This window comes from Chitinophaga barathri (genome assembly GCF_003807585.1).
Classification (GTDB): Bacteria; Bacteroidota; Bacteroidia; order Chitinophagales; family Chitinophagaceae; genus Chitinophaga; species Chitinophaga barathri.
The window spans coordinates 268615-295565 of record NZ_RMBX01000008.1 but is presented as its reverse complement, the minus strand read 5'-3'; the positions used below and the strand labels follow the sequence as shown (position 1 = coordinate 295565).

Below are 26951 nucleotides of genomic sequence, written 5' to 3'. Positions count from 1 at the left end.
GAAGAACGAGGAAATTAGCATGAACACAACGCATACGATCAAGCCTTACCTGAGACTTAGCGGCCTGGAGCCGCTGGTGGTAAGACCTGAAACCAACTTTATCAACGTCGGTGAAAGAACCAACGTTACCGGCTCCAAAAAATTTGCAAGGCTCATCCGCGAAGGGCTGTATGAAGAAGCACTGTCCGTTGCCCGCCAACAGGTGGAAAGCGGTGCGCAGATACTGGACGTGAACATGGACGATGCGCTGCTGGACGGCGAAAAGGCCATGAGCACTTTCCTGAACCTGCTCGCTTCCGAACCGGACATCTCCCGCATCCCCGTGATGATCGATTCCAGTAAGTTCAGCGTGATCGAAGCAGGCCTGAAATGTCTGCAGGGCAAATGTATCGTAAACTCCATCAGCCTGAAAGAAGGTGAAGAGAAATTCATCGAGCATGCCATCATCTGCCAGAGCTACGGCGCTTCCGTGGTAGTTATGGCCTTTGATGAAAACGGCCAGGCGGACACGCTGGAAAAACGCGTATCCTTCTGCCACCGGGCTTACAACATCCTTGTGGACAAAGTCGGCTTCGATCCGCAGGACATCATCTTCGACCCGAACATTTTCGCCATTGCCACCGGCATTGAAGAACATAACAACTACGCGGTAGAATTCATCGAAGCCTGCCGCCGGATCAAAGAACTCATGCCCCTCGCCAAGATCAGCGGCGGTGTGAGCAACGTATCTTTCTCCTTCAGGGGCAACGACGCCGTGCGCGAAGCTATGCACGCGGTGTTCCTGTTCCACGCCATCAGGGCCGGGCTGGATATGGGTATCGTAAACGCCGGTATGATCCAGATCTACGACGAGATCGAACCGCAGCTGCGTGAGCTTTGTGAAGACGCCATCCTGAACCGCCGCGAAGACGCCACCGAACGCCTCATCTCGTTTGCGGAAACCGTAAAGGCCAAGGGAAAAGTGATTGAAAAAGATGAAGCCTGGCGCAACGGCACGGTAGAGCAAAGGCTCAGCCACGCCCTGGTGAACGGCATCACTGATTATATCGAACTGGATACTGAAGAAGCCCGCCAGAAATATCCCCGCCCGCTTGAAGTGATCGAAGGACCGCTGATGGATGGCATGAACATCGTAGGCGATCTTTTCGGCAGCGGTAAAATGTTCCTCCCGCAGGTAGTAAAAAGCGCCCGCGTGATGAAAAAATCCGTAGCTGTGCTCACGCCTTTCATCGAGGCTGAAAAACTGGAACTACAGGCGAAGAACGGCGGAGAGATCAAGTCCGCCGGGAGAATATTGCTCGCCACCGTTAAAGGCGACGTGCACGACATCGGTAAAAACATTGTAGGCGTGGTACTCGGCTGTAACGGCTACGACATCATCGACCTTGGTGTAATGGTACCCGCGGAAAAAATATTACAGGCCGCACGCGAACAGAAAGTGGACATCATCGGCCTCAGCGGCCTCATCACGCCCAGCCTTGATGAAATGGTGCACATCGCGCGCGAACTGAAACGCCAGCAGTTCAACATCCCGCTGCTGATCGGCGGCGCCACTACCTCCCGTACGCATACGGCCGTGAAGATCGCGCCGGAGTATGAAAACGGTGTGGTGCACGTACTGGACGCTTCACGCAGCGTGACCGTGACGGGCAACCTGCTGAACAAAGCGCTCAGCAAAAACTTCCTCACAGACGTAAAAGAAGAATACGTAAAACTGAATGACCAGTTCAGGAACAAACGTCCCGTTAAACAATACCATCCCATTGCGGAAGCCCGTAAACAGAAAGTGACAATCGACTGGGCCGCGTTTAACCCCGTGAAGCCCGCACAGCTGGGAACACAGGTATTTGACAACTACGATCTCGGCGAGATCGCGAAATACATCGACTGGCAGCCTTTCTTCATTGCCTGGGAACTGCACGGCAAATTCCCGCAGATACTTACAGACGAAGTAGTGGGCAAAGAAGCCACCCGTCTCTTCAACGATGCGCAGGACATGTTGAAAAAACTGATCGATGAAAAATGGCTGAGAGCAAGAGCAGTGATCGGTCTATTCCCGGCCAATGCCACAGCGGACGACACGGTGACAGTTACGGCCATAGACGGCGCGGAAGTGCCCCTGGAGTTCCTGCGCCAGCAGATCAAAAAGGCGCCAGGCCAGCCGAATATCAGCCTTGCGGATTATATAGCTCCCGCTGAAACAAAAAAACAGGACTACATTGGCGGCTTTGCCGTTACCGCGGGCGAAGGCATCGAGGAGCACCTGGAGCGATTCAAAAAAGAACATGACGATTATAGCAGCATTATGCTGAAAGCCCTGGCAGACCGTCTTGCCGAAGCCTTCACCGAACTGCTGCACGAACGCGTGCGTAAAGAATTCTGGGCATATGCGACGGACGAACATCTTTCCAACGAAGACCTGATCAAAGAAGAATATCTCGGCATCCGCCCCGCACCCGGTTACCCGGCCTGCCCGGAGCATACGGAGAAATACAAACTTTTCGACCTGCTCAGCGCAACGGAGGCCACCGGCATCACGCTCACCGAATCGCTCGCGATGTATCCCGCGGCAAGCGTTAGCGGCTGGTATTTCGCAAACCCCCAGTCAAGATACTTCGGCCTCGGTAAGATCGAAAAAGACCAGGTGGAAGATTACGCGGAGCGTAAAGGCTGGCCCGTTGAAGAAGCAGAGAGATGGTTGCGGCCAAACCTTGAATATGATATGTAATCAATAACTGACAATAAAAAAGCTGACCTGCCAGGTCAGCTTTTTTTATAATGTTATCTATCGATTCTCATCACTCACATCCACCCGCTTGATCAACTGATCTCCCTTATAGAACTTCACAGTCTTCACACCTGTTTTCGGAATCGCTCCCAGCCAGGCCATGGCACTGGTAAACGATCTGGGCTCTCCTTCTTCCATAATGATGAAATGTAATTCCACCGTATTGCCATCCTGTTTGCTGCTGCTCAGTTCTATTTTCTGTTCAAGACTACTGAGCCTGAGCGTAACCGCCGTGAGCAAATGACTGCTGAAATCCACGGTATCGATCGTATTGGAAACGGTTTTAGCCATTCCAAACACGTCTTTCATCTCCTGCGCATCGTTGATCACCCAGCAGGCAATACTATCGGATTGTTTGACTGTGTTTTTGACAAAATAACCGCTCAAAGGCGTGACCACAACGTCTTTCTGGAAGTTCACCACTTCATTGGTAGTGTCCGCCTGTTCCTCCTCCCGGGTAACAGTGTTTTGCGAGGTGTTGGGGCCGCAGGCAACGAGTAGAATAAGCCCTCCGGCATATAGCAGGTTCTTCATAAATCACAATTTGGTTTGTAAAGGAATTACCGCAATCTGGATACCAAACTTTTGAGGACAGGGAAAATAGTATTATAGCAATAAGTTGATTTACAGGGGAAATACGCAGCAAATTGCGTAAAACTACGCTTGATATACCCTCTGGAGGGTAGTAGTTTTGTGACATGCTTAAGGATTGCATTTAACCCCAAATAAGCAGTTCAGAATTAAGAAAAGTTAAGGTACACACTGTTCTGTTAACCCCAGTTACAGTTTTAGGGCTGTCCCGGGCTTGCCCCGGGACGGCCCGCTTTTTTACCTGTTATTCGTTTAATATCGTTACCCCTGGATTAAAACGGTTTCTTTCACATCTACCCACATCCCGTTATCCTTGATCAGGTTGATCAGTTCTTTCACGGCTACATCGCTGCTGAGGCCGCGTTTTACTACTTCCTTACCGCGGTACAGCGTGATCTTGCCCACGCCGCTGCCCACGTAGCCGAAGTCCGCGTCGGCCATTTCACCGGGCCCGTTCACGATACAGCCCATGATGGCGATCTTCACGCCTTTGAGGTGATTGGTCACCGCGCGGATGCGGGCGGTTGTTTCCTGCAGGTCAAAGAGCGTCCTGCCACAGGAAGGGCAGGAGATATATTCCGTTTTGGAGATCCTGGAGCGGGTGGCCTGGAGGATACCAAAAGCAATGTTGTTGATCAGTTCCAGCGATTCTTTTACACTGCCCGGCTGCCTGTTCAGCGACTGCTCAGGCAGGGCCTTCAGCCAGAGGCCTTCGCCAAAGCCGTCCAGCAGCAGCGCGCCGGTTTCGGTGGCGTAGTGGACCAGGTCGTCTTCCGCGTTATCATGACCGCTGTTGCACATTAAAACAACCGGTTGGGCAATTTGTTGCTCCATCATGGCGATCAACGCGCGCCTTACCATGGCCATCGCGTGGGCGGAATTGGAATAGAGCACCGGTATCACGTCCTGCGCCGTGCGGAGCGTTTCCAGGAATGTGGTGAATGCAGGCGTGCCGAAGTCGTCCGCATGAGCGGCCACGAAGTTCATCTTTGCAAGACGGCCTTCTTTGGCGGCGGCCTGGTAGCCGTGTACGTCCAGGTAGGGGAAATACTTCTCTTTATCTTCCGCGTGCAGCCATGCCGGATGTTGTACGATCACCTTCAGCGTGCCCGGCAAAGCGAATGGCAGCACATGATCCCCGGTGAAGATATAATCCGCGGCGGCATCGCCAATGTTCCATTTGTCGGTGGTTTCGTCGTAGTGATAACCGATACCGCGAAGGTCGTGGTGGGTGATGGTGTGGAGGTGGCTGAGGTCCGCCACTACAACGGGCACCTGTTTGCCCCCGATATTGTCCACCGCGATGCTTTCCCTTTTGGCAAAGTTGAAGGGGGAATAAGGCAGTTTGGCCGGATCGGTGAGCGGCTGGATGGGTGCGTGGGAAATGCGGCTGGTATAACGTTTTACGATATCGCGGCATACGGGCAGTTCAAATTCCGGGTCTTCCGTGAGAGATACGCGGATCGTGTCGCCCACACCGTCTTCCAGGAGGGTGCCGATGCCCACGGCAGATTTAATGCGGCCGTCTTCCCCGTCGCCGGCTTCGGTAACGCCCAGGTGAAGGGGATAACAGTGGCCCAGCTCCTGCTGCATCGTGTTCACCAGCAGGCGGTAGGCCTGTACCATTACCTGGGGATTGCTGGCTTTCATGCTCAGCACGATGTTCCGGTAATGCAGGTCTTCCGCGATGCGGAGGAATTCCATGGCGCTTTCCACCATTCCCATGGGGGTATCGCCATAGCGGCTCATGATGCGGTCGCTGAGGGAACCGTGGTTTGTGCCGATGCGCATGGCCGTACCGTATTCTTTGCAGATGTTCACCAGTGGTGTGAAACGTTCGCGGATGCGGTCTATCTCTTCCTGGTATTCGGCATCGGTGTATTCCAGCAGTTCAAATTTCTTTTTATCCACGTAATTGCCCGGGTTCACACGCACTTTTTCAACGATGCGGGCGGCCACTTCGGCGGCATTGGGCGTGAAGTGGATATCCGCCACCAGTGGGGTGTTATAACCTCTTTTACGTAATTCGTTTTTGATATTCAGCAGGTTCTCCGCTTCAGTTTTGCTGGGGGCGGTAATGCGCACCAGCTCCGCGCCGGCTTCGATACAACGGATAGACTGTTCCACGGTGCCTTTGGTATCCATGGTGTCTGTAGTTGTCATCGTCTGAATGCGGATGGGGTTAAAATTCCCGATGGTAAGGTCCCCCACTTTAACTTCCAGTGTGGCCAGGCGCTCGTATTTTGTCAGTGAAGGGCAATATAATTGCATGAAATTGATATCTAAGTTGTTCAACAAAATTAAGCAAATTATTCCCCGATCCATCCTGCTCATATTTTGTTATTTTATATGAGCGGTAACGCACACGGCGTTAATTTCCCTAGTTTTATCGCGTCAATTTGTTTGTAACCAGCTATTTAACCTAACAATGCAGCAAAATATTACCGTGGATACCATACCCTATCAACAATTACCTCTTACCGGGCAATTCAGCGTGTTCGAGCTGGAGAGCTTCAAAACGGAACTGGCGGGCATTCCCCACCGGCATCACGATTTCCAGATACTGTGGTTCACCAAAGCCGCGGGCGATCATATCGTGGACTTCGTGACCTATGAGCTGAAAAATAACACGATCTTCCTGCTGAGGCCCGGCCAGGTGCACCAGTTGCCCGCTAAAGGCATCTTCGGGTTCAGCATCACGTTCACCGAGAAATTTTACTTTACCAATAAACACGAACGCGAGACATTATACGATTTCACCACCCTGTTCGACGACTCGCAGGAGTACGCCCCCATCTTTATCAGCAAACCTTCGGCGGAAAACCTGGGAATGATCATCACGCTCATGCGGCAGGAACTGTCCGCACAGTTCGAAGGCAGCAGCAGCAGCGTGATCAAACATTACCTGAACGCTTTCCTGCTGCTGGCCGAGCGGGAGAAAAAACACAATGTGGCCAATTCGCCCGCCCTCCTGAACCACGATCCCCGGATCATCCAGCTGCGCAGGCTGGTGGACAAACATTTCAGGATGGAGCACCAGGCGGGATTTTACGCACAGCAGTTCTCACTTACGCCCAAACGGTTGAACGAGATCACGCGGGACGCCATCAGTAAAACGGTGACAGATATGGTGCACGACCGCCTCGTACTCGAAGCGAAGCGCCAGCTGGCTTTCAGCAACCGTAGCGTAAAAGAGATCTGTTATGAACTGGGATTTGAAGATCCGGCTTATTTCAGCCGCTTTTTCCGGAACCATGCCGGCACCTCCCCCCACGAATTCAGGGAAACAATGTTCAAATAATACCAGTTAATCTTCCCTTTGTCCAAACCGGGAGGGTAAATGCGGAGTAATTTTACATTCTCGTTTTAACGGAACCCATGCTTTTGACGCGTTTAGGACGCGTTTTTTATTTGGAAAGGAAAGTAGAAATAAAAACCCGCCCTTTTTTAGAGCGGGTTTTTTATGCGGTTAAAGAGATGATGATAACTTACCAGTCCTTCTCAACGGAGCCGGGTGTGCCTTTCACCTTTTTCATTTTATCTTCCTGGAGTTTCTTTTCCTGCTGCGCAAGATTTTGCAGCAGGCGTTTGGCCTCTTCCGGCGTCAGTTTGCTGGGCTTGGGCTGCGGCTGTTGCTGCTGATCTTTGTCCTGTTCTTTCTGCTCGTCCTGGTTCTGTTTCTGATCCTTTTTCTCCTGCTCTTTTTTCTCCTGGTCCTTTTTATCTTTCTGATCTTTCTGTTTGTCTTTGTTCTCTTTATCATCTTTGCCGCCGCCCTGCTGCTGCTGTTTTTTCAGCATAGCCTGCGCATAGGCCAGGTTGTAGCGGGCCTGCTCGTCATGGGGATTGGCTTTGAGGGAGGTCTTATAATTTTTGATGCTTTCTTCCCACTTTTTATCTTCCATAAAAGAGTTGCCGATGTTGTAGCTGGCGTCCGCCTTCACTTCTTTGCCGGTGGCAGATTTGATGGTGTTGGAATATTGCTGGCGGGCGGCGTCGAAACGTTTTTGTTCGTAGAGGGAATTACCGAGATTGTAATTTCCTTCAACGGACTTGTTGTTCCGCTCCAGCGCTTTTTTGTAGCTGGCTTCGGCATCGGCATACTGCTGCTTTTTGTACTGGGCGTTGCCCTGGCGGATCAGTTTACTGGTGCCTTCCTGTGCCTGCGCCTGCATCTGTACGGATAGCAGCGTTATAACGGCAAGGGTTATATGAAAAATATGTTTCCTCATTTTGCTTCCACGGTTTTAAGCCCCGGCATATCTGCATCTTCCGCTCTTTTTTTACGGCCTTCCGGCACAAAAAACTCCAGCAGTATCAGTATCAGGCAGATGCCCAGGAAGTATTGGAAATAACTGTTGTAATCGGTAAATACGTTCTCGCCGAATTCTTTCTGCTCCATCTTGTCGATCTTATCCGCCAGCGCATCCACCACTTCGTCCGTATTGTTCATGAGGTGCAGGTACATGCCTTTGCCGGTGGAGGCGAGGGATTTGAGCGCGTCTTCATTGAGTTTGGATACCACGGTGTTGCCCTCATTATCTTTTTTCAGCCCGCCCGTTTCAGGATCGGGGAGGGGCGAGCCGGTGGGGGAGCCGATACCGACGGTATTGATCACCACGCCGTTTTCCAGTGCTTTTTTCGCTTCGTTGATGGCGCCTTCGTTATGGTCCTCGCCATCGGAAATGATGATGAGGGCTTTATGTTTGCGTTCTTTTTTATTAAATGCCTCGTCTGATACGCGGATGGCTTCGTTGATCTCGGTACCCTGGCGGGGAATGAGGTCCGGGGTGATGCTGCCCAGGTACATCCTCGCGGCGGAATAATCGATGGTGAGGGGCATCTGGAGATAGGCGTTGCCGGCAAAAACCACCAGGCCTACACGGTCGTTGTCCAGCTTTTCCATCAGCCTGGTCACCAGCTGTTTGGCGCGGGTAAGCCGGTCCGGCTTGGCATCCGTGGCCAGCATGCTTTTGCTCACGTCCAGCGCAATGATCACATCCACGCCTTTGCGGGTGATCTTATCCACCCGGCTGCCCTTTTGCAGGTTCGCCAGCCCGATCACACCAAAAAAGAAGGCGATGAAAAGGAGCAGGAACTTGAAGGTGAAAAGGCGGCGGGAATACCCGCTGAAGAGTTTTTCCACCATTACGGGATCGCCCATACGGCGGATGGACCGGCGTTTCCACCAGGTTACCCAGGCAAAGGCCAGCACCAGTATGATCAGCAGGGCAAAAGCCCAGAGGTATTCAGTATGTTGAAATCTTAACATGGTTAAAACGACAACCCCGGCTCATGCCGGGGAGCAGTTCAAAAATAATTTTTTTATAACGTATTACAAGGGTGTTTTGAAATGATTTAGGAGTTTTTTAACAGCAGCCTATCTTTCGCCTTTAAAAAAACCTTCTTCCGCCAGGATATTGCGGGTGATCTCCAGGCGCATTCCCTCGATATCCGGGTTCGGATCTTCTGTTTCGAAGTTCAGCACAAAAAAGGTGGGATGCAGGTTCTCCTCGATCCAGCCTACCAGCCAGCCGATATGTTTTTTGCCGGAGATGCCCCAGCCGCCTTTCCAGGCGAAAATGTATTTGTCTGTCTTTTCCCGGATCATCATGCCGCAAACCAGCTGTTGGGCGCGTTTCTGGTAGGGTAACTGGTTGAAATACAACTGTTTCACGAATCCCAGCTGCTCGTCCGGCGATATCTGGAGGGAGTTGTCCAGCCAGAAGGTATCTATTTTGCTGATCTTTTTATTGCCATAACCCACGGAGTCCAGCCAGGTCTGCATGGTGTCTTTGCCGATGCGGCGGGCTATTTCCTGGAAATAAGGCACGGAGGAAACGCGGAAAGCCTGCGCCATGGTCAGATCATGGTTCCAGGGAGTGTCCGGCCGCACGATGCTGTCCCAGCGGATGACCATATTGGTATCGCTGGCCGCGCCGGTATGAAGCGCGGTGAGGGAGTTAAATATTTTAAAAGTGGAAGCCGGGCTGAAACGTTGCTTTGCCCGGTCGATGTTATATACTTTAAAGGAGCCCTGGCCATTGTCAAACATCATGAAAGTGCCTTCCAGTTTATGTTTGGCGAAATATTTCTCCCATTCTTTAGCATCTTTCACATTGTTTGGAGAGCAGGCGCCGAAAAGGATGGCGATGGTCAGCAGCAGCAGGCCGGGCAATTTCATCTGTATTCAAGTTTTTTGTTAGACGGGGCAAAAGTAAGCTAAGCGCGTATAAAAAAGAATGACGGGCGTTTGTTTTCGCCCGTCATCATTATAATGGGTATGGTACTTTTTGAACATGAAGGTTTTAGCATAACCCTCAAAACCGTGTATTCTTTCCCCAATCTGATACTATTTTCAAGTTTTTCTCCTTCGACTCTCCTTCGACGATGGTTCGACGATCCTATATCCCTCGTATATCCTGCCGTTTTTAAGAAAATACTATCAGGGCGGGGAAGTCCCGGCTGGTACTTTTTAAACGTGCGCGGCGGTTTTCAGCACGCCCAGTTCTTTCCCTACTTTGGTAAAGGCGGCAATGGCCTTGTCCAGGTGGGCCTGCGTATGCGCGGCGCTCAGCTGCACGCGGATGCGGGCCTGGCCTTTGGGCACTACCGGGAAGAAGAACCCGATCACATAAATGCCTTCCTGGAGGAGTTTGTCCGCAAATTCCTGGCTCAGCTTGGCGTCGTAGAGCATTACCGGCACAATGGGATGGTCACCGGGTTTGATGTCGAAGCCGGCGGCGGTTATTTTTTCCCGGAAGTAGCGGGTGTTGAATTCCAGTTTGTCGCGCAGCTCGGTGGTGTCGCTGAGCATGTCCAGCACGGCGATGGAAGCGCCTACGATGCTGGGGGCCACGGAGTTGGAGAAAAGATAGGGGCGGCTGCGCTGGCGGAGCATGTCTATCACTTCTTTTTTACCGCTGGTGAAGCCGCCGGAAGCGCCGCCGAGGGCCTTGCCGAGGGTGCCGGTGATAATGTCTACCCGGCCCATCACGCCGCGGTATTCGTGGGTGCCGCGGCCTGTTTTGCCCAGGAAACCGCTGCTGTGGCTTTCGTCGCTCATCACGATGGCGTCGTATTTATCCGCCAAGTCGCAGATCTTGTCCAGCTGGGCGATGGTGCCGTCCATGCTGAAAGAGCCGTCTGTCACGATAATGCGGCTGCGGGCGCCGGAGGCTTCCTGGAGTTTGGCTTCCAGGTCTGCCATGTTGTTATGTTCGTAACGGAAGCGCTGGGCCTTGCAAAGGCGCACCCCGTCTATGATGGAAGCATGGTTGAGGGCGTCGGAAATGATGGCGTCCTGCTCGGAGAACAGGGGCTCGAATACCCCGCCGTTCGCGTCAAAAGCAGCCACGTACAGGATGGTATCCTCGGTGCCGAGGAATTTGGATATCTTTTTTTCCAGCTCGGCGTGAATGTCCTGCGTGCCGCAGATGAAACGGACGCTGCTCATGCCGTAGCCGTGAGTATCAATGGCTTCTTTGGCTGCCGACACCACTTTCGGGTGGGAGGAAAGGCCAAGATAGTTATTGGCGCAGAGGTTGATCACGGTCTTACCGCCTACGGTAATTTCCGCGCCCTGCTCCGAGGTAATGATCCTTTCCCGTTTATACAGCCCGGCATTATTGATTTCATCCAGCTCGGTTTGTAAACGTTTGATGAAATTTTGGTTCATGAGTTTGAGTGTTTTTGTCTGTCACTAACAAAGTTAGGGCAATAAATGTATCAAGCTTTAAACAGGGTAGGGCGGGTAATTGCCCTAAGGATAAAAAGTTTGACCGAGGTGTAACATTTGTTTGCCGGTTTGCGTCATACAATTATCATAGACGGTAGATTATGACGAAAAGTACTGTTCGCCCCATGATCCGGTGGTTTGTTCTGTCCGCCTTCAATTTCCCCGGCCGTAAACGCTGCAGGGAGGCTGAATGTCCGTCAGGCGGCCGCTAAAGGTGCGCTGATACCCTGGTTGTTGCTGAGCGGGGTATCGTTTAAAGCGTGGCGTATAGTGGAATTTCTGTCATGAAACTGGTGATAACACGGCCGTTCCGGTCCTGTTCCGAAGGGAAAGGCGGCGCTATCAACAATTTGTCGGAAATTAGCACTCTAAAGAACCTATCGCCGGATGACGGAAAAGGAGTACAACAAATGCGTGGATCTGTATAGCGATAATCTCTTCCGTTTTATCGTCAAAAACCTGGAACACACGGAAGATGCCAGGGATGTAGTACAGAATGCGTTTGAAATATTATGGAAACATTGTAATGATGTGCCTTTCGAAAAGGCCAAAAGTTACCTGTTTACCGTAGCGTACCATAATATGATCGATCATGTGCGGAAAGTGAAAAGAGTGTCGCTGGTGGAAGAATTCAGGGAAGAAGCAAAGGTGACGGAACAGAAAATACACAATGCCAGGGCCATTATAGAGAAAGCGCTGAACCGGCTTAGTGATGTACAGCGGTCCCTGATCGTCCTCAAGGACTACGAAGGGTACAGCTACGAAGAAATAGGGGAGATCATGAAGCTCAACCCCTCGCAGGTGAAGGTTTACCTGCACAGGGCAAGGGCCCACCTCAAGGAATATCTCGTGAAAATGGAAAACGTGATTTAAGAAAAGGTATTCAAAATCAGTCTTTTATGTCAACAGACATTCACATATCAAACTACGAAGAGTTCCTCTACAGTTATGTAGACGGGGAGCTGACGCCGGAGGAAACCCTGGCGCTGGAGCTTTTCCTTGACCAGCACCCGCACCTCCGCACGGAACTGGACCAGCTGATGGCTACCCGCCTGCAGCCGGAAGACCTGGTTTTCAACAGCAAAGCTGCTCTTTACAGGAGTAGCCAGCTGTCCGAAGAAAACTACGAAAGCCAGCTGCTCAGCTATATGGACGGTGAGCTGGATGCAACAGCCGCCAGAGAGCTGGAGCATTTTATGGAAGCGCACCCGCAGCTCCGGCAGGAACTGGCCGTTTGGGAAAAGACCCGCCTGGTGCCCGACCTGTCCGTTCGTTTTGAGAACAAACCGTCCCTTTACCGCCATACCGCCACCCGTACTGTACGCATGCGCCCCGCTTACTGGTGGGCCGCAGCCGCTATGCTGGCCGGCTCCCTTTTCCTGCTGAGGAATACCTTTAACCAGGAAGATACCGCCGCTCCGCAGTTCGCCGCTGCCAAACCTTCCCCCGCCCCGGCAGGGAATGAACCGGTTCCGGCCGCACCGCAGGCAAACACACCGGGCGCTTCCGGGAATGAAAACACCGCACAGCCCGATGCCGACCAGCTGGTGCAGGAGCGTACGAATACAGCCGCTGAAGAGCAAAGCAACACACCGGCGCCTTCCCGCCCCACATTGGCCCAGGCGTCTTCCAATAATGTGAACAATACGGAAACTGTTTCCACCCGCGAACCGGAACAGTCCGTTGCCGCCGCGGACCTTTCCAGCCTCCGCACACAGGCTGCACAGGACCCCGCCGCCCGCCCGGCTGTGAGCACGGACCTGGCAAACAGCATCCCGAAAGTGAAAGAGAACGAAACAGTGCTGGCTATGAACAACAAGCCATCCATCGATATACAGGCCGCCGCCGCGCTCGCCACCCCGCCCCCCGCAAAAGAGCCGGGAGAGCTGATCATGTCAGTGACAGGCAACGGGCTGGAAAGCAAAGTGTTGGATAAAGTGACGAACGTGGCCAAATTATTTTCAAGAAAAAGGAATACCAATAAATAACGGACCGTCTAAAACGGCACAGTCATATGAAGTATAGAATTTTACTCACCCTCCTTACCATCTTCCTGTCTGCGGGCGCTTTCGCCCAACAGGCGGCTATAGATACCATACAGATCAAGGGATTGATCATCGTAAAGGGAAAAACCGCCGAGGGGAAGAGTGTTTTCAAAGCCTACCAGGACACGGCCTATGCCCGCCAGAAGCTGAAAAAGAACCTCCATACCAAATGGCTGGTGCTGGACCTTGGCTTTAACAATTACCGTGACAAAAGCGACTACCCCGCCGCGATGATCATGTCCCTGCACCCGGGGAACGGTCAGCAATACTATCCGGGGGGAAGCTATATTCAGTCGTATGCGAACAAAAGTTTCGATTATTCCGGTCAGGCGCTGAATAATTTCGCCCCAAGGATGGCCAGTGAACCTTTGTCCCCTGCGGAGTTTAAGCTCATACCCTCCAAGTCGATCAACTTCAACGTGTGGGTGATCATGCAAAGGCTGAATCTGGTGAAACACAAGCTGAACCTGATCTACGCCCTGGGCCTGGAGATGAATAACTACCGCTTTGCGCGTAATATTACTTACGTACCCGGCTATTCCACCACTGTTATCCGCGACTCGGTGGATTTCTCCAAGAACAAACTGTTCGCTCAATATGTTTCTATACCACTGATGCTGAACTTTAATTCCAACCCGGCAAGGCCTGGCAGGAGTTTTGAAGTAAGTTTAGGTGTTCAGGGCGGTTACCTGCTTAAGTCCCGTACCAAACAGGTGAGCGAAGAACGCGGGAAAGTGAGACTGACGGATGATTTCAGCCTGAATAAGTGGAGGTTTGGCCTTACCGGCGAGGTCGCTTACGGACCCATCAAACTGTACAGTAATTTCGCATTAACCCCGTTGCACGATTACGGGCTGGAACAGTACCCTTTTTCAGTCGGTTTTCGGTTTAACGGATTCTAATACTTACCTTTACAGCCCGTATAAAAAGCAAAAAGTAAGGAAACCAGAAAAGTATGAATAGGTTGGGTAACAATCCTGTGATTTGAGTTATCCTATTAAAACTGTACACAACCAAACTTGAGAAGTATGAGATCCATCTTGTCATTTGTTGCTGTCGTGAGTGGTATTGTGTTTATGCATGCAAGCAAATTGAAATTACCGGTCAATCCTACGGAACTGAGCGAAACTGCAAGCCCCGCGGCCGAAGTGAACATCCCCGGAAGCACCCCCAAATTACCTGTTCCCCAGGCCACTGAATCCCTGGTTTACATGCCGGACAGCCTTTTTCAGGCTTATCACGGCGATCATAACCTGTACGTTACCAATCATTACCATGTACTGTACATCAAAATGGATTCGGTTTTCCAAACTGCCGCAAGCCCCCTGGTGCCCCATCGCGTGTTCGCTACCAGCCTGATGCACCGGTAACCGGTCACAAAGGCATTTTTTGACCGTTCATCCCGTCGGGACACATATTTTCCCGGTTTCAACACCGAATGTGGCTGCGCATTTTTATATTTGGTTTGAAAATCTTCAAACCAACTGTATGAGAATTATCCACCTGTTCCTCGTCCTGGTACTTGCCGCTTCCCTTCAGGGCAAAGCCCAGTCAAAACACGAATGGAAAGAAGCCTCCTCCGGAGGATATTCCTACCGTTATATTTCCGGAGACCCCATGCAGGCCCGCTTTTACACCCTTAAAAACGGCCTGACCGTGATGCTCAGCGTCAATAAAAAAGACCCGCGCATCCAAACCCTCATTGGCGTACGCGCCGGCAGCAACAACGATCCGAAAGACCATACCGGCCTTGCCCACTACCTGGAGCACCTGCTCTTTAAAGGCACCACCCACTTCGGATCGCTGGACTGGACCAAAGAAAAACCCTACCTGGACCAGATCACCAACCTGTACGACAAATACAACAAAACCACCGGTGCGGACGCGCGTAAAGCCGTTTACCACCAGATAGACAGTATCTCCGGCCTCGCCGCCAAATACGCGATCGCCAACGAGTACGATAAAATGATGACCAATATGGGCGCCCAGGGCACCAATGCCCATACCTGGGTGGAAGAAACCGTGTACGAGGAAGACATTCCCTCCACCGCCGTGGACAAGTTCCTGGCCGTGCAGGCGGAGCGTTTCAAAGATCCCGTGTTCCGCATCTTCCATACGGAACTGGAAGCTGTATATGAAGAAAAGAACCGTGGGCTGGACAATGACGGCCGCAAGATGTATGAAACCATGCTGGCCACCCTGTTCCCGACCCACAACTACGGCCAGCAGTCCACCATCGGTACTGTTGATCACCTCAAAAACCCGTCGCTCGTCGCTATCCGCAAGTTTTACAACGAATATTACGTGCCGAACAACATGGCCATCGTAATGGCCGGCGACTTCGACCCGGATTATGTGATCAAACGCATCGACGAAGCGTTTTCCTACATGCAGAAAAAGCCGGTGGTGGAATACAAAGCCCCGGTGGAAAAGCTCATCACCAGCCCCATCGTGAAAGAAGTGTTCGGGCCTGACGCGGAGAACGTGAACATTGCATACCGAATGTCCGGCGCGCTGGACACCAAAAATGCGGTAGTGCTCACAGTATTGTCGCAAATACTGTCCAATGGTAAAGCCGGCCTGCTGGACCTGAACCTCAACAAACAACAGAAAGTACTGGGCGCCGGCGTAAGCACCCTGCCCTGGAAAGATTATACCGTATTTGCCCTGAGCGGCCGCGCCAAACAAGGCCAGTCGCTGGACGACGTGAAAGACCTCCTGCTTGCACAGGTGGATATCCTGCGCAAAGGCGAATTTGACGAAAGCCTGATCACCGCGATAGTGAATAACTTCAAGCTGTTCGAGATACAAGGCCTGGAAAGCAACGGCAACCGCGCGAACAGCCTGATGGACGCCTTTATCAAACACCGCGGCCAGAACTGGCTGTACGATGTGGCCTACATCGAGGATATGAGCAAGGTGACCAAAAAGCAGATCATGGACTTCGCCAATAAATACCTGGCGAACAATTACGTGCTGCTGTACAAACGCAAAGGCGAGGACAAAAGCATCGTGAAAGTGGAAAAACCGCCGATCACCCCGGTGGAAGTGAACCGCGACGCACAGTCCGAGTTCCTGAAAAAAGTAGCGGACATGCCTGAAACCGCTGTGAAACCCCAGTGGCTGGATTATAACAAAGACATCCAGAAAGGCAAAGCCGGTAATGCGGACCTGTTGTATGTGCAGAACAAAGACAACGGCCTGTTCCGCCTCTACTACCGTTTCAACATGGGCAGCTGGAACAACAAAAAACTGCCGCTGGCCGCGCAATACCTGCAATACCTCGGTACGGATAAATACTCTTCCGAAGAGATCAGCAAACAGTTTTACAACATCGCCTGCAACTTCAGCGTACAACCCGGCAACGAGGAAACCACAATTTCCATTACGGGCTTGCAGGAAAACTTTGACAAAGCCGTTGAACTGTTCGACCACCTGATCAATAACTGCAAAGCAGACGAACAGGTATTGGCGGGCATGAAGAACAGGATGCAGAAAGCACGTTCGGACAACAAGCTGAACAAAGCCCAGATCCTGAGCGGCCTGCGCTCCTACGCAACATATGGCGCGAAAAATCCGTTCAATAACCAGTTGAGCACCGAGGAGCTGAACAGCCTTACCGCGGCGGAACTGGTGGCCATCCTGCATGAGCTGCCTGCTTACCGTCATACGGTGATCTACTACGGCCCGGATGAACTGAGCACCGCTTCCGCGAAGATCACCAAACTGCACCAGCAGCCCGGCTCGTTCAAAGAAGACATGCCGCAGCTGAAGTTTGAAAAAACCGTGATGGCGAATAACAAAGTGTTGTTTGCCGATTACGACATGGTGCAGGCGGAAGTGAACTGGGTGCGCAACGGCGATGTATTTGACCCGGGTCAGTCCGCCGTGGTGAACCTGTTTAACAATTATTTCGGCGGCGGTATGGGCTCCATCGTGTTCCAGACCATCCGTGAATCCAAAGCGCTGGCATATTCCACTTACGCGGTATACGCACAGCCCAATAAAAAAGCAGACCGTTACGCCATGCTCGCCTACGTAGGCAGCCAGGCGGACAAGATCAACGAAGCGATCGCCGGTATGAACGAACTGCTGAATGTGATTCCCGAATCCGAAAAGAATTTTGAGACCGCGCGCAGCAGCCTCAAAAAAGACCTGGAAACAGAAAGGATCACGCAGGACGGCATCGTGTTCAGCTACCTCAATGCGCAGAAACTCGGGCTGGATACGGATATCCGTAAGAACGTGTACGAAACGGTGGACAACCTGAAATTTGATGACGTGAAAAAACTCCACCAACAAAATATTGCGGGTAAACCTTATTCCTACTGCATCCTGGCTTCCGAGAAAAAAGTGAGCCTCGATGATCTGAAGAAATACGGGGAAGTACAGAAAGTATCGCTGGAGGAAATCTTCGGTTACTGATCTTTGCGGCCAATAAAAATAGAGGAATGAGACGCGCTGGCCGCGTCTCATTTTTTTAACACAATATTCACAGTTTCTCCGCCGTTCTAGAAATCGATAAACCACCTATGTTACCATGTGGCGCTATTGCTTTCTGATTGTCGTATTACCGCTTTTTGCGTTTGAGCACAATATTTCCGACCTGTATTCCGTTAGGCTGAACCCTTCCAGGATAGATGTGGACAAGGTTTTCCTGCTCGTCGATAAAAGCGACTATCGTATGTACGTTTATGAAGACGTGACATTGATCAAGATCTACAAAGTTGTATTCGGCAGTAATACAACCGCGGATAAATTTATGCAGGGAGACAAACGGACTCCCGACGGCACTTTCCGCATCCTCTCCAAGCGGTATGACAACCGGTGGAGCCGGTTCCTGCTGCTGGATTATCCCAACGCCGAATCGTATTCAAAATTCCAGCAGCGCCAGGCCACCGGCCAGATATCGCGCGGCGCGGATATCGGCGGGGGTATTGGGTTGCACGGTGTGGAGTACGCCTCCGGCATCCGCGACAATTATGTGGACCAGCGCATCAACTGGACGCTTGGATGTGTGAGCCTGAAGAATGGAGATATCAATGAAATTTATGATGTCGTGAAAGTGGGAACGCCCGTGGTGATACGGCCGTAACCGCGGATATGGAAAATAAGAAAACGGTTGTTCCTGAAAAAGGAGCAGCCGTTTATTTTTTAATACGAAATGAATAAAAAAGGGTTTCAAAGCCTTGCGACCTTGAAACCCTTTATATGTTCTAACGGATAATTACAACCTGCCTGTCTTGATCTCTTCTACAACAGCGGGATCGAGGAGGGTAGTGGTATCGCCGAGATTGTCCATTTCACCTTCGGCAATTTTGCGCAGGATGCGGCGCATGATCTTGCCTGAGCGTGTTTTGGGAAGGCCGCTCACAAACTGGATCTTGTCCGGTTTGGCAATAGGGCCGATGATGCGGGATACTGTCTGCATGATGTCTTTCCGGGTAAGCTCCGGGTCTTTCACCTGCTTTTCAGCGATCACAAATGCATAAATACCCTGGCCTTTGATCTCGTGCGGGTAACCTACCACCGCGCTTTCCACTACACCCGCGTGCATATTGATCGCGTTTTCCACTTCGGCGGTGCCAATGCGGTGACCGCTTACGTTCAGCACATCGTCCACGCGGCCGGTGATGCGGTAATAACCGTCTTCGTCACGGAGACAGCCGTCGCCGGTGAAGTAAAGATTTTCGTAAGTGGAGAAATACGTGGTGCGGCAACGTTCATGATCGCCATAAGTAGTGCGTATCATGCCGGGCCATGGGAACTTGATGCAGAGGTTCCCGTTCACACCGTTCCCTTCGATCTCTTTCCCGGTTTCGTCCACGAGTATGGGCTGAATGCCGGGAAGCGGGAGCGTGGCGTAGCCTGGTTTTTCAGGCGTGATGCCCGCGATGGGCGCTATCATGATGCCACCGGTCTCGGTTTGCCACCAGGTATCGGTGATGGGGCATTTACCTTTCCCGATCTGGTCTTTGTACCAATGCCATGCTTCTTCATTGATAGGCTCGCCCACGGTGCCAAGTGTGGTGAGAGAGCTGAGGTCTTTATGATTTACCGGCCCAAGCCCGTAGCCCATGAGGCTGCGGATAGCTGTAGGGGCGGTGTACAGGATGTTCACCCTGAATTTGTCCACGATATCCCAGAAACGCCCTGCGTCAGGATATGTGGGCACGCCTTCGAACATCAGCGTGGTGGCGCCCGCGCTCAGCGGGCCGTACACGATGTAGCTGTGGCCGGTGATCCAGCCGATATCCGCCGTACAGAAATAAACCTGTCCCGGTTTGTATTGGAATGAGTTGATAAAAGTATAATTCGCGTATACCATGTAGCCGCCGCAGGTGTGTACCACACCTTTGGGTTTGCCGGTGGAGCCGGAAGTGTAGAGGATGAAGAGCATGTCTTCCGCTTCCATTTCTTCAGCGGGCACAGGCGGATTGCCCATCGTTTCCACTTGTTTGATCTCGTCTTCCCACCATACGTCGCGGCCTTTGAGCATGCTCACGGGCGTGCGGGTACGGGTGCATACGATCACTCTTTTTACGGATGGGCAGGCCATCAGCGCATCGTCTATCACGGATTTAAGCGGGATATCTTTTGCGCCGCGGAATGCACCGTCGCAGGTGATCACGAGGTTACACTGCGCATCCTGGATACGGTCGGCAATGGACTGCGCGCTGAAGCCGCCGAATACCACGGAGTGGATGGCGCCGATGCGTGCACACGCCAGTACGGCAATAGCCAGCTCAGGGATCATGCCCATGTAGATGCACACCCTGTCGCCTTTTTTAACGCCGTTGTTTTTGAGCACATTGGCAAACTGGCAAACCTTGTTGTATAATTCCCTGTAAGTAAGAATGCGGTGCCTTTCTTCCGGATCGTTCGGCTCCCAGATGATGGCGGGTTGGTTGCCGAGCGTGCCCAGGTGCCTGTCAAGGCAGTTTTCAGTGATGTTGAGACGTGCGCCGGAAAACCATTTTACATCAGGGGTTTTAAAATCCCATTCCAGCACTTTATCCCATTTACGGCGCCAGTAAAAATGATCTGCTACGTTTGCCCAGAATCCTTCCGGGTCTGTTACACTGTGCTGCCAGGCTTGCTGATAATCTTCGAAGCTCTTGAGTTGGTATGGGTACGACATGATTCCCAAAAAGATTTATATGTTATCGGTTTTTTTAACGGGGCTTAAATTTAATGATTTATGATTGAACAATATCAAATAATGTCAGAATAACATTGAATTAATTCAAATTGAAATATAAAACCCAGCCACAGGGGCCGGGTTTATGGGGTTGAATAATAGCGGAAGTTTATAAGCTCTTTACCCGTTCTTTCACATAAGCCTGGATGTCCCTTTCATCTTTGCTCTCCGGTTTGGAGTTTTTGAGGAATAACTCATAATATCTTTTCGCTTTCTGCGGGTCCTGTACATACTGATCGTAAATGCGCGCTATACCGTAGTGGCGCATCGGGTCTTTGAAGAGGTAATAAGCCGTGTCGTAGTTGGAAATAGCGGCGCGGTACTGTTTCATTGCCTCATAATTGCCGGCAAGGGCGGTGTAAAAGGCATCCAGCGTAGGGCTTTTGGCGGCGGCAATACATTGTTCCAGCATCTCGTTGCTCTTATCGTATTGTTTGAGTTGAGCGTACGATAGAGCCGCATAATATTTTAATGTTTCCGGCTCATTCTGCGCCAGCTCCACCAATTTATCATATACCCTGATGGTGCTGTCGTAATGCTCCAGCGTATAATGAGAAATCGCCAGAAAGGTAAATGAGACCATGTTTACAGTATTGGAGCTGACCAGTTGTTCACCATAGGTCACTACGTCCCGGTGTTTTTTCTGCTGATAGGAAGATTTTATAATGGCGGCTATCACAAGCGTGTTGGTAGAATCGAGCAGGTAATATTGTTTCAGCAAACTATCCGCATGCAGGTAATCTTTGCGGTCCAGGTATTCTTCAGCAAGGAACGTTACCACGGAAGCGTCTTTCTGATTCAGCTGATAGGAAACTTTCATGAGTGCGAAAGCAGTGTCCTGCAGGCCTACGAGATTGGAAGCGGTATTCGCCAGTTGTTTAAAATAGATGGCATTAGAGGGCCGCAGCTCCACCAGTTTTGAATAATGACCCAGCGCTTTGGCATACTGCTGCTGAGCCCTGGCGATATTGCCCAGCTGCTGAAGCACGGCAATGTTAATCGAATCTTTTTCCAGCACCAGCTGATAGGTTTTCTCCGCGTCCGCCGTCTGCCCGTTTTGCAGGTAAGCATTGGCGAGTATGGCCAGCCCGTTCACATGCGAAGGTTTTACTGTTTCCTGCATATAACGGATCACTTTATCGTACTGCTGTTCCTGTAAATAGTCCATCAGCAGGCTTTTGTCCAGCTGGTCCTGTGCTTTTGCAATGACTGCGCTGCATAACAGCAGGCATAATGCGGAAAATCTGCGGAGCATATCGATCTGTTTTTATAAAACTAAGCATTTAGTTTTATAAAACGAACGCTTTAGTTAACATCTTTTGCCCTGTTGGTTGCAAGGGTCATAAATTTTGGGCAGCAGGGTGATGGAGCGGCATATTTTAAAAAACAGGGGCATCATACCAGGATTAATCTCCGGGATGCCCCTGATGTTCAAAATGGGGACAGGGATAACGCAAATACATGCCACGGTACTTCACGGATGGCGGATGTGAGCTATAACCGGGGATGTGACGCGGGTTGCGCGGATCTTATGTAGCGCGGCCGGTAACGGTTGGCATACGGCTTTTAAGTGCCAGGGGGCCGCCTGCTGGTGGCTATCAGCGTCACCATGTTATCGATCGGCCCTTCTACCTGCAAAGACTGGTAATAAAGCGATTTTGCGCCTGGCATTTTACAGGTAGCCAATTGTTCAGTATACCGGCCATCCTCTAAATGGTACAGCTGACCATGAACGGTAACCGAGATGTGTTTGATGGAATCGCCCGCCTCAGCGTGCACGTGCCGGAGAAAGCCGGAGATCAGTTTTCGTAGGCTGGTTTCTGTTTGTTGCATGGTGTGGGTTTGGGTGTTAAAACAGGGGTGTTGTCACTTAAAATCATTCATACCGCAGAAAATGTTTACACTGTTGTGCAGTTAACGTGGGCGGTATTTGTTGCACCTTTCCCGGATACGTTTGAGAAGGCCGTCCCCCACAGCCAGGATCTTGTCCCTTTCCGCGTTGCTGAACGGGTACATGCCCTTTGCTTTCCGGTAAAATGTGGCCTCGCTCCAGCCACATTCCTTACATACGCTGTCACGAAAGGTTTTTGGCAGCTGGATCATCTCAGCATGCAGGTCCAGTAGGAGGTTGTTGGATGAAAGTTGGTTTGTTTCCATTAGCAGTTAAATTTGTCATTTTGATTCAGTTTTTCTCAAAATGTCAATAAAAATGTTATATTGATAATAGAAGCATCACACTATTTATTGACACCTGTTACAAGTATAACAAAAATTATTTACAGTGGAGGTAATTCCCAAAAATATTATCCATGAAGGCGCCCGGTTAAAACAGATCGTGCGGGACAAGCATATCAAGATCCTGGACTTTGCCAAAAGGGCTGGTTTCTCCAACCAGATAGCTCATTACTATTTCCGCAAAGAAGCCATCAAAAGAGCCACCCTGCTTGAGTTCTGCACGCTCCTCGGCATCAGCCTCGACGAATTTTACGCCTGGACGCATCCCCGCCGCGTGCCTTCGCAGCCGGTGTCGGACCTTCACCAGGGCCATCGCCTGGATGAACTGATCGAAGAAAAGGGGCTGAACAAAACCCGCCTAGCGGATCGGATGAACCTCAGCCGCCGTGCGTTGTACAACCTGATAGAAAAACCGCAGTTCACCCCCGAGCAGTTAAAAAAGGTCTGCCAGGTGCTGGAGATCACGGCAAAAGAATTCCTGGGTACCAACCATGTGGAGGACAATCCGGAAGTGCCGGAACTGGAAAGCTGGAAAGACAAGTATTACAAGCTGCTGGAAGAATATAACAAAGCCCTGGTAGAGATCTCCAGGCTGAGAGGGCAGCCGCCCCTCTAGTCACATATGCCCCAAAAAGAAAGATGCCACCGCCAACGGCAGCAGCATCCCTAGGGTTTCAAAGGTCAGGAATTTACGGGTTCTGATGTTAACAAGCCGGGATGATAGTAGCAGCAAATTTACCTGCCCCAACATTCATAATCAGTACATATCGGGAAAATAATTTGCGGATTAGGGAAAAATCCCTGGCCAGAACTTCCTTTTCTCCTTTATAATACATATATTAGCATTTTTATATTTATAACAAGCTATCCCTGGAACTATGAAAAAAAGCCTGCTATCCCTGGCCATGTGCCTGTGCCTGCTGGTGGTAAAAGCCCAGCCAGCCTCCGCTCCCGAAGTGAAAGAGTTTGAAGCATTCTGGAAAAAGCTGTACACCGCGATCGTTAAAAAAGACTACAACGCCGTTTGCCAATATATCGAATTCCCCCTGGTGGTTAAAAAGAGCCTGGCGGATACCTCCGTGCAGACCATCGGCCGGCAGGAATTCCCCGGTTTTTTTTCCGTTTACCTCGAAATGCCAGCCAAAGACGACTTCATCAATAAATACGGCATGCTGCGCGCCCGCAAAGCCCTCAGCGAAGACGACAAGACGATGGTGGACGAAGATTCCGCCACGATTGAAGACTTCGAATTCCAGAAAGTGGACGGCCAGTGGAAGCTCGTATACGTGTATGCCACTGATAACGGCTAAAAGATTCAGGATTATTTAAATATAAAATAAACCCACACCGATACTTTCTTTCCGGCATCTCCAAATTTCTCCGGGGAATTAATTAATTATTCCCGTAACTTTGCACGATTTTTTAGTTCGCAGGAGCGCTGAAAAATCGCATGGTTTTTCATTATAAAAAGCTAATAAAAAAGATGCCCAAAGACACATCTATCAAATCAGTTCTCATTATCGGTTCCGGTCCCATTATTATTGGTCAGGCCTGTGAATTTGACTATTCCGGTTCCCAGGCGGCACGTTCGCTTAGGGAAGAAGGAATCAAGGTGATTTTGATCAACAGCAATCCCGCTACGATCATGACGGACCCTATGATGGCTGACAAGGTATATCTGTTGCCTCTTACCGTGGAAAGCATTGAGCAGATCCTGGAAGAAAACCAGATCGATGCCGTACTTCCCACCATGGGCGGCCAGACGGCCCTCAACCTTTGTAAAGATGTGGACGAGCTCGGTATCTGGGAAAAGTTTAATGTAAAACTGATCGGGGTGGACATCAAGGCCATCGACAAAGCCGAAGACCGCGAGCAGTTCCGCCAGTGGATGATCCAGATGGGCATCTCCGTGGCCCCCGCCCGCACTGCAAACTCCCTGCTGGAAGGCAAGGAATTCGCACAGGAGATCGGTTTCCCCCTCGTTATACGCCCATCTTTTACGCTTGGCGGCACCGGCGGTGGTTTTGTACATGGCAAAGAAGACCTGGACGAAGCGCTGGACCGTGGCCTGAAAGCCTCCCCCGTACACGAAGTGCTCGTGGAAAAAGCAGTGCTCGGCTGGAAAGAATATGAGCTGGAGCTGCTCCGCGACATGAACGATAACGTGGTGATCATCTGTACCGTGGAAAACCTCGACCCGATGGGCATCCACACCGGCGATTCCATCACCGTGGCCCCGGCCATGACCCTCAGCGATACCGCTTTCCAGGACATGCGCAACAAGGCCATCAGGATGATGCGCGAGCTGGGCAACTTCGCAGGCGGCTGTAACGTGCAGTTTGCGATGAATCCTGAAAATGAAGAGCTGATCGCCATCGAGATCAACCCCCGCGTAAGCCGCTCTTCCGCTCTTGCATCCAAAGCCACCGGTTACCCGATCGCAAAGATCGCTTCCAAACTCGCCATCGGTTATTCCCTGGACGAACTGGAAAACCAGATCACCCGCACCACTTCCGCATATTTTGAACCCGCGCTGGATTACGTGATCGTAAAAATGCCGCGCTGGAACTTCGATAAATTCAAAGGCGCAGACGATACCCTCGGCCTGCAGATGAAATCGGTAGGTGAAGTAATGGCCATCGGCCGCACTTTCCCCGAAGCCATCCAGAAAGCCTGCCAGAGCCTTGAGAACGAAGCCGTTGGCCTCGGTTATTACGGCAAATCCCTCATGAAAAGCGAACAATTGATAGAGAAGCTGAAGCGCCCCACCTGGGATCGCATCTTCCGCATCAAAGACGCGCTCATGGAAGGCATGTCCGTAAAATCCATTCACCAGGCTACGCAGATCGACCGCTGGTTCCTCCACCAGATCAACGATATCGTGACGCTGGAAAAACAGCTGATGGAACACGACCTCGATTCCGTACCCGCCTCCATGCTGAAAGAAGCCAAAGAAATGGGCTTCTCCGACAAACAGCTGGCGCTCATCTTCACCAACTGTGAAGAAGATGAAGTGTACGAGAAACGTAAATCCCTCGGCATTACCCGTACTTACAAAATGGTGGACACCTGCTCCGCGGAGTTCGAAGCCAAAACACCGTACTTCTATTCCACTTTCGATACAGAGAACGAAAGCATCCCTTCCGATAAAAAGAAAGTGATCGTGCTCGGTTCCGGCCCTAACAGGATCGGCCAGGGTATTGAGTTCGATTACTGCTGTACCCACGGCCTGCAAGCCATCCAGGAGTGCGGTTACGAAGCCATCATGGTGAACTGTAACCCCGAAACGGTGTCTACAGACTTCGACATGGCGGATAAACTGTATTTCGAGCCGGTATACTGGGAGCATCTCTGGGACATCATCGAGCTGGAAAAACCGGAAGGCGTGATCGTGCAGCTCGGCGGCCAGACGGCCCTGAAACTTGCCAAAAAACTCACCGAAAAAGGCGTCCGCATTATCGGTACTTCCTTTGACAACATGGACATCGCGGAAGACCGCGGCCGATTCTCCGACCTGTTGAAAGAACTGGGCATTCCTTATCCTAAATATGGCACCGCTTACAATACAGACGATGCGATAGAAGTGGCGAAAGAAGTGGGTTACCCCGTACTGGTGCGCCCCTCCTACGTACTCGGCGGCCAGCGTATGCGTATCGTGATCAACGAGGAAGAGCTGGAAGCATCCGTGCTGAGCCTGCTGAAACACCTTCCCGGCAATAAGATCCTGATCGACCACTTCCTGGACCGTTGCCAGGAGGCTGAGATAGACGCCATTTTTGACGGGGAGAACTTCCATGTGATGGGCGTGATGGAACACATCGAGCCCGCTGGTATCCACAGTGGCGACAGCAACGCGGTGCTGCCTGCGTTTAACCTGAGCCAGCTGGTTGTGACCACGATGGAATATTACGCTGAGAAGATCGCGCGCGCGCTCGATATCCGCGGACTGATCAACATCCAGTACGCGATCAAAGACGGCAAGGTAGCCGTGATCGAAGCGAACCCGCGTGCATCACGCACCACGCCTTTCATCGCGAAAGCCTACCAGGTACCTTACCTGAACATCGCTACCAAAGTGATGCTCGGCGCAAATAAACTCACTGATTTTAAGATCGAGAAAAAACTGAAAGGTTTTGCGATCAAAGAACCGGTGTTCTCCTTCAACAAATTCCCGGGCGTGAACAAGGAGCTGGGCCCCGAAATGAAATCTACCGGTGAGGCTATCCGCTTCATCAAAGATCTCCGCGATCCTTACTTCCGCACGCTTTACAAAGAAAGAAGCATGCACCTGAGCAAATAAACCAGGTTCAAAAAAATATAAAAAAGAGGTTGCTCCGTTTCAGGGGCAGCCTC

General features: G+C 51.2%; 21 protein-coding genes. 11 read left to right on the top strand and 10 right to left on the bottom strand.

The genetic code is table 11. The annotated features are described in order from the left end of the window. The first annotated feature begins 19 nt into the window (after positions 1–19). The gene (metH, locus tag EG028_RS16350) at positions 20–2728 is read left to right on the top strand and encodes a methionine synthase (RefSeq protein ID WP_174235430.1); all 2709 of its coding nucleotides are present in this window, start codon (positions 20–22) and stop codon (positions 2726–2728) included. 57 nt (positions 2729–2785) lie between these two features. On the opposite strand, the gene EG028_RS16345 is transcribed toward metH, so the two are convergent. Both EG028_RS16345 and ispG read right to left on the bottom strand, forming a co-directional pair. Beyond that, positions 2786–3322, bottom strand: a complete 537-nt coding sequence (locus EG028_RS16345; RefSeq protein WP_120517621.1) for a hypothetical protein — start codon at positions 3320–3322, stop codon at positions 2786–2788. A gap of 318 nt (positions 3323–3640) precedes the next feature. Beyond that, positions 3641–5650 carry a (E)-4-hydroxy-3-methylbut-2-enyl-diphosphate synthase gene (ispG, locus tag EG028_RS16340; RefSeq protein ID WP_120517704.1) on the bottom strand — a complete coding sequence of 670 codons (2010 nt, stop codon included), beginning with the start codon at positions 5648–5650 and terminating at the stop codon, positions 3641–3643. A gap of 157 nt (positions 5651–5807) precedes the next feature. Here ispG and EG028_RS16335 point away from each other — a divergent pair, with 157 nt between their 5' ends. Then, positions 5808–6680 (top strand): helix-turn-helix domain-containing protein, encoded by an 873-nt coding sequence (locus EG028_RS16335; RefSeq protein ID WP_120517620.1) that lies wholly within the window; start codon positions 5808–5810, stop codon positions 6678–6680. Positions 6681–6867: 187 nt separating this feature from the next. Here the strand turns inward: EG028_RS16335 and EG028_RS16330 are convergent, their stop codons facing one another. From EG028_RS16330 to kbl, 4 genes are all read right to left on the bottom strand, one after another. After that, entirely contained in the window at positions 6868–7611 is a 744-nt protein-coding gene (locus tag EG028_RS16330) for a tetratricopeptide repeat protein (RefSeq protein WP_206614464.1), read from the bottom strand. Beyond that, complete coding sequence (locus tag EG028_RS16325; RefSeq protein WP_120517619.1) at positions 7608–8651, bottom strand: VWA domain-containing protein; 1044 nt, start codon at positions 8649–8651, stop codon at positions 7608–7610. The genes EG028_RS16330 and EG028_RS16325 overlap by 4 nt, the downstream gene beginning before the upstream one ends. Before the next feature lie 108 nt (positions 8652–8759). Next, positions 8760–9563 carry a class D beta-lactamase gene (locus EG028_RS16320; protein ID WP_120517618.1) on the bottom strand — a complete coding sequence of 268 codons (804 nt, stop codon included), beginning with the start codon at positions 9561–9563 and terminating at the stop codon, positions 8760–8762. A 291-nt stretch (positions 9564–9854) separates the two neighbouring features. Continuing rightward, positions 9855–11057 carry a glycine C-acetyltransferase gene (gene kbl, locus EG028_RS16315; RefSeq protein WP_120517617.1) on the bottom strand — a complete coding sequence of 401 codons (1203 nt, stop codon included), beginning with the start codon at positions 11055–11057 and terminating at the stop codon, positions 9855–9857. A 447-nt stretch (positions 11058–11504) separates the two neighbouring features. Between kbl and EG028_RS16310 the strand changes: the two genes are divergently transcribed. From EG028_RS16310 to EG028_RS16285, 6 genes are all read left to right on the top strand, one after another. Beyond that, positions 11505–11990 (top strand): RNA polymerase sigma factor, encoded by a 486-nt coding sequence (locus EG028_RS16310; protein WP_120517616.1) that lies wholly within the window; start codon positions 11505–11507, stop codon positions 11988–11990. A 26-nt stretch (positions 11991–12016) separates the two neighbouring features. Then, positions 12017–13105, top strand: coding sequence for an anti-sigma factor family protein (locus EG028_RS16305; protein ID WP_120517615.1), 1089 nt, complete (start codon positions 12017–12019; stop codon positions 13103–13105). Positions 13106–13131: 26 nt separating this feature from the next. Continuing rightward, positions 13132–14064, top strand: a complete 933-nt coding sequence (locus EG028_RS16300) for an outer membrane beta-barrel protein (protein ID WP_120517614.1) — start codon at positions 13132–13134, stop codon at positions 14062–14064. A 126-nt stretch (positions 14065–14190) separates the two neighbouring features. Further along, complete coding sequence (locus EG028_RS16295) at positions 14191–14532, top strand: hypothetical protein (RefSeq protein ID WP_123864691.1); 342 nt, start codon at positions 14191–14193, stop codon at positions 14530–14532. A 118-nt stretch (positions 14533–14650) separates the two neighbouring features. Further along, entirely contained in the window at positions 14651–17587 is a 2937-nt protein-coding gene (locus EG028_RS16290; protein ID WP_120517612.1) for a M16 family metallopeptidase, read from the top strand. A gap of 115 nt (positions 17588–17702) precedes the next feature. Further along, positions 17703–18257, top strand: coding sequence for a L,D-transpeptidase family protein (locus tag EG028_RS16285; RefSeq protein ID WP_120517611.1), 555 nt, complete (start codon positions 17703–17705; stop codon positions 18255–18257). 132 nt (positions 18258–18389) lie between these two features. Here the strand turns inward: EG028_RS16285 and acs are convergent, their stop codons facing one another. From acs to EG028_RS16265, 4 genes are all read right to left on the bottom strand, one after another. After that, a complete protein-coding gene (acs, locus tag EG028_RS16280) occupies positions 18390–20303 on the bottom strand; it encodes an acetate--CoA ligase (protein ID WP_120517610.1) in 1914 nt (637 codons plus the stop codon). Positions 20304–20472: 169 nt separating this feature from the next. Beyond that, positions 20473–21618, bottom strand: coding sequence for a tetratricopeptide repeat protein (locus EG028_RS16275; protein ID WP_120517609.1), 1146 nt, complete (start codon positions 21616–21618; stop codon positions 20473–20475). A gap of 311 nt (positions 21619–21929) precedes the next feature. Further along, on the bottom strand, positions 21930–22196 hold the full coding sequence (locus tag EG028_RS16270; RefSeq protein ID WP_123864690.1) for a hypothetical protein: 267 nt from the start codon (positions 22194–22196) through the stop codon (positions 21930–21932). A gap of 81 nt (positions 22197–22277) precedes the next feature. Further along, the gene (locus tag EG028_RS16265) at positions 22278–22520 is read right to left on the bottom strand and encodes a hypothetical protein (RefSeq protein ID WP_120517608.1); all 243 of its coding nucleotides are present in this window, start codon (positions 22518–22520) and stop codon (positions 22278–22280) included. Between the two features lie 124 nt (positions 22521–22644). Here EG028_RS16265 and EG028_RS16260 point away from each other — a divergent pair, with 124 nt between their 5' ends. From EG028_RS16260 to carB, 3 genes are all read left to right on the top strand, one after another. Then, entirely contained in the window at positions 22645–23214 is a 570-nt protein-coding gene (locus EG028_RS16260) for a helix-turn-helix transcriptional regulator (protein WP_120517607.1), read from the top strand. A gap of 262 nt (positions 23215–23476) precedes the next feature. After that, a complete protein-coding gene (locus tag EG028_RS16255; protein WP_120517606.1) occupies positions 23477–23908 on the top strand; it encodes a hypothetical protein in 432 nt (143 codons plus the stop codon). Between the two features lie 173 nt (positions 23909–24081). Next, entirely contained in the window at positions 24082–26898 is a 2817-nt protein-coding gene (gene carB / locus EG028_RS16250; RefSeq protein ID WP_120517702.1) for a carbamoyl-phosphate synthase large subunit, read from the top strand. Positions 26899–26951 lie beyond the last annotated feature (53 nt).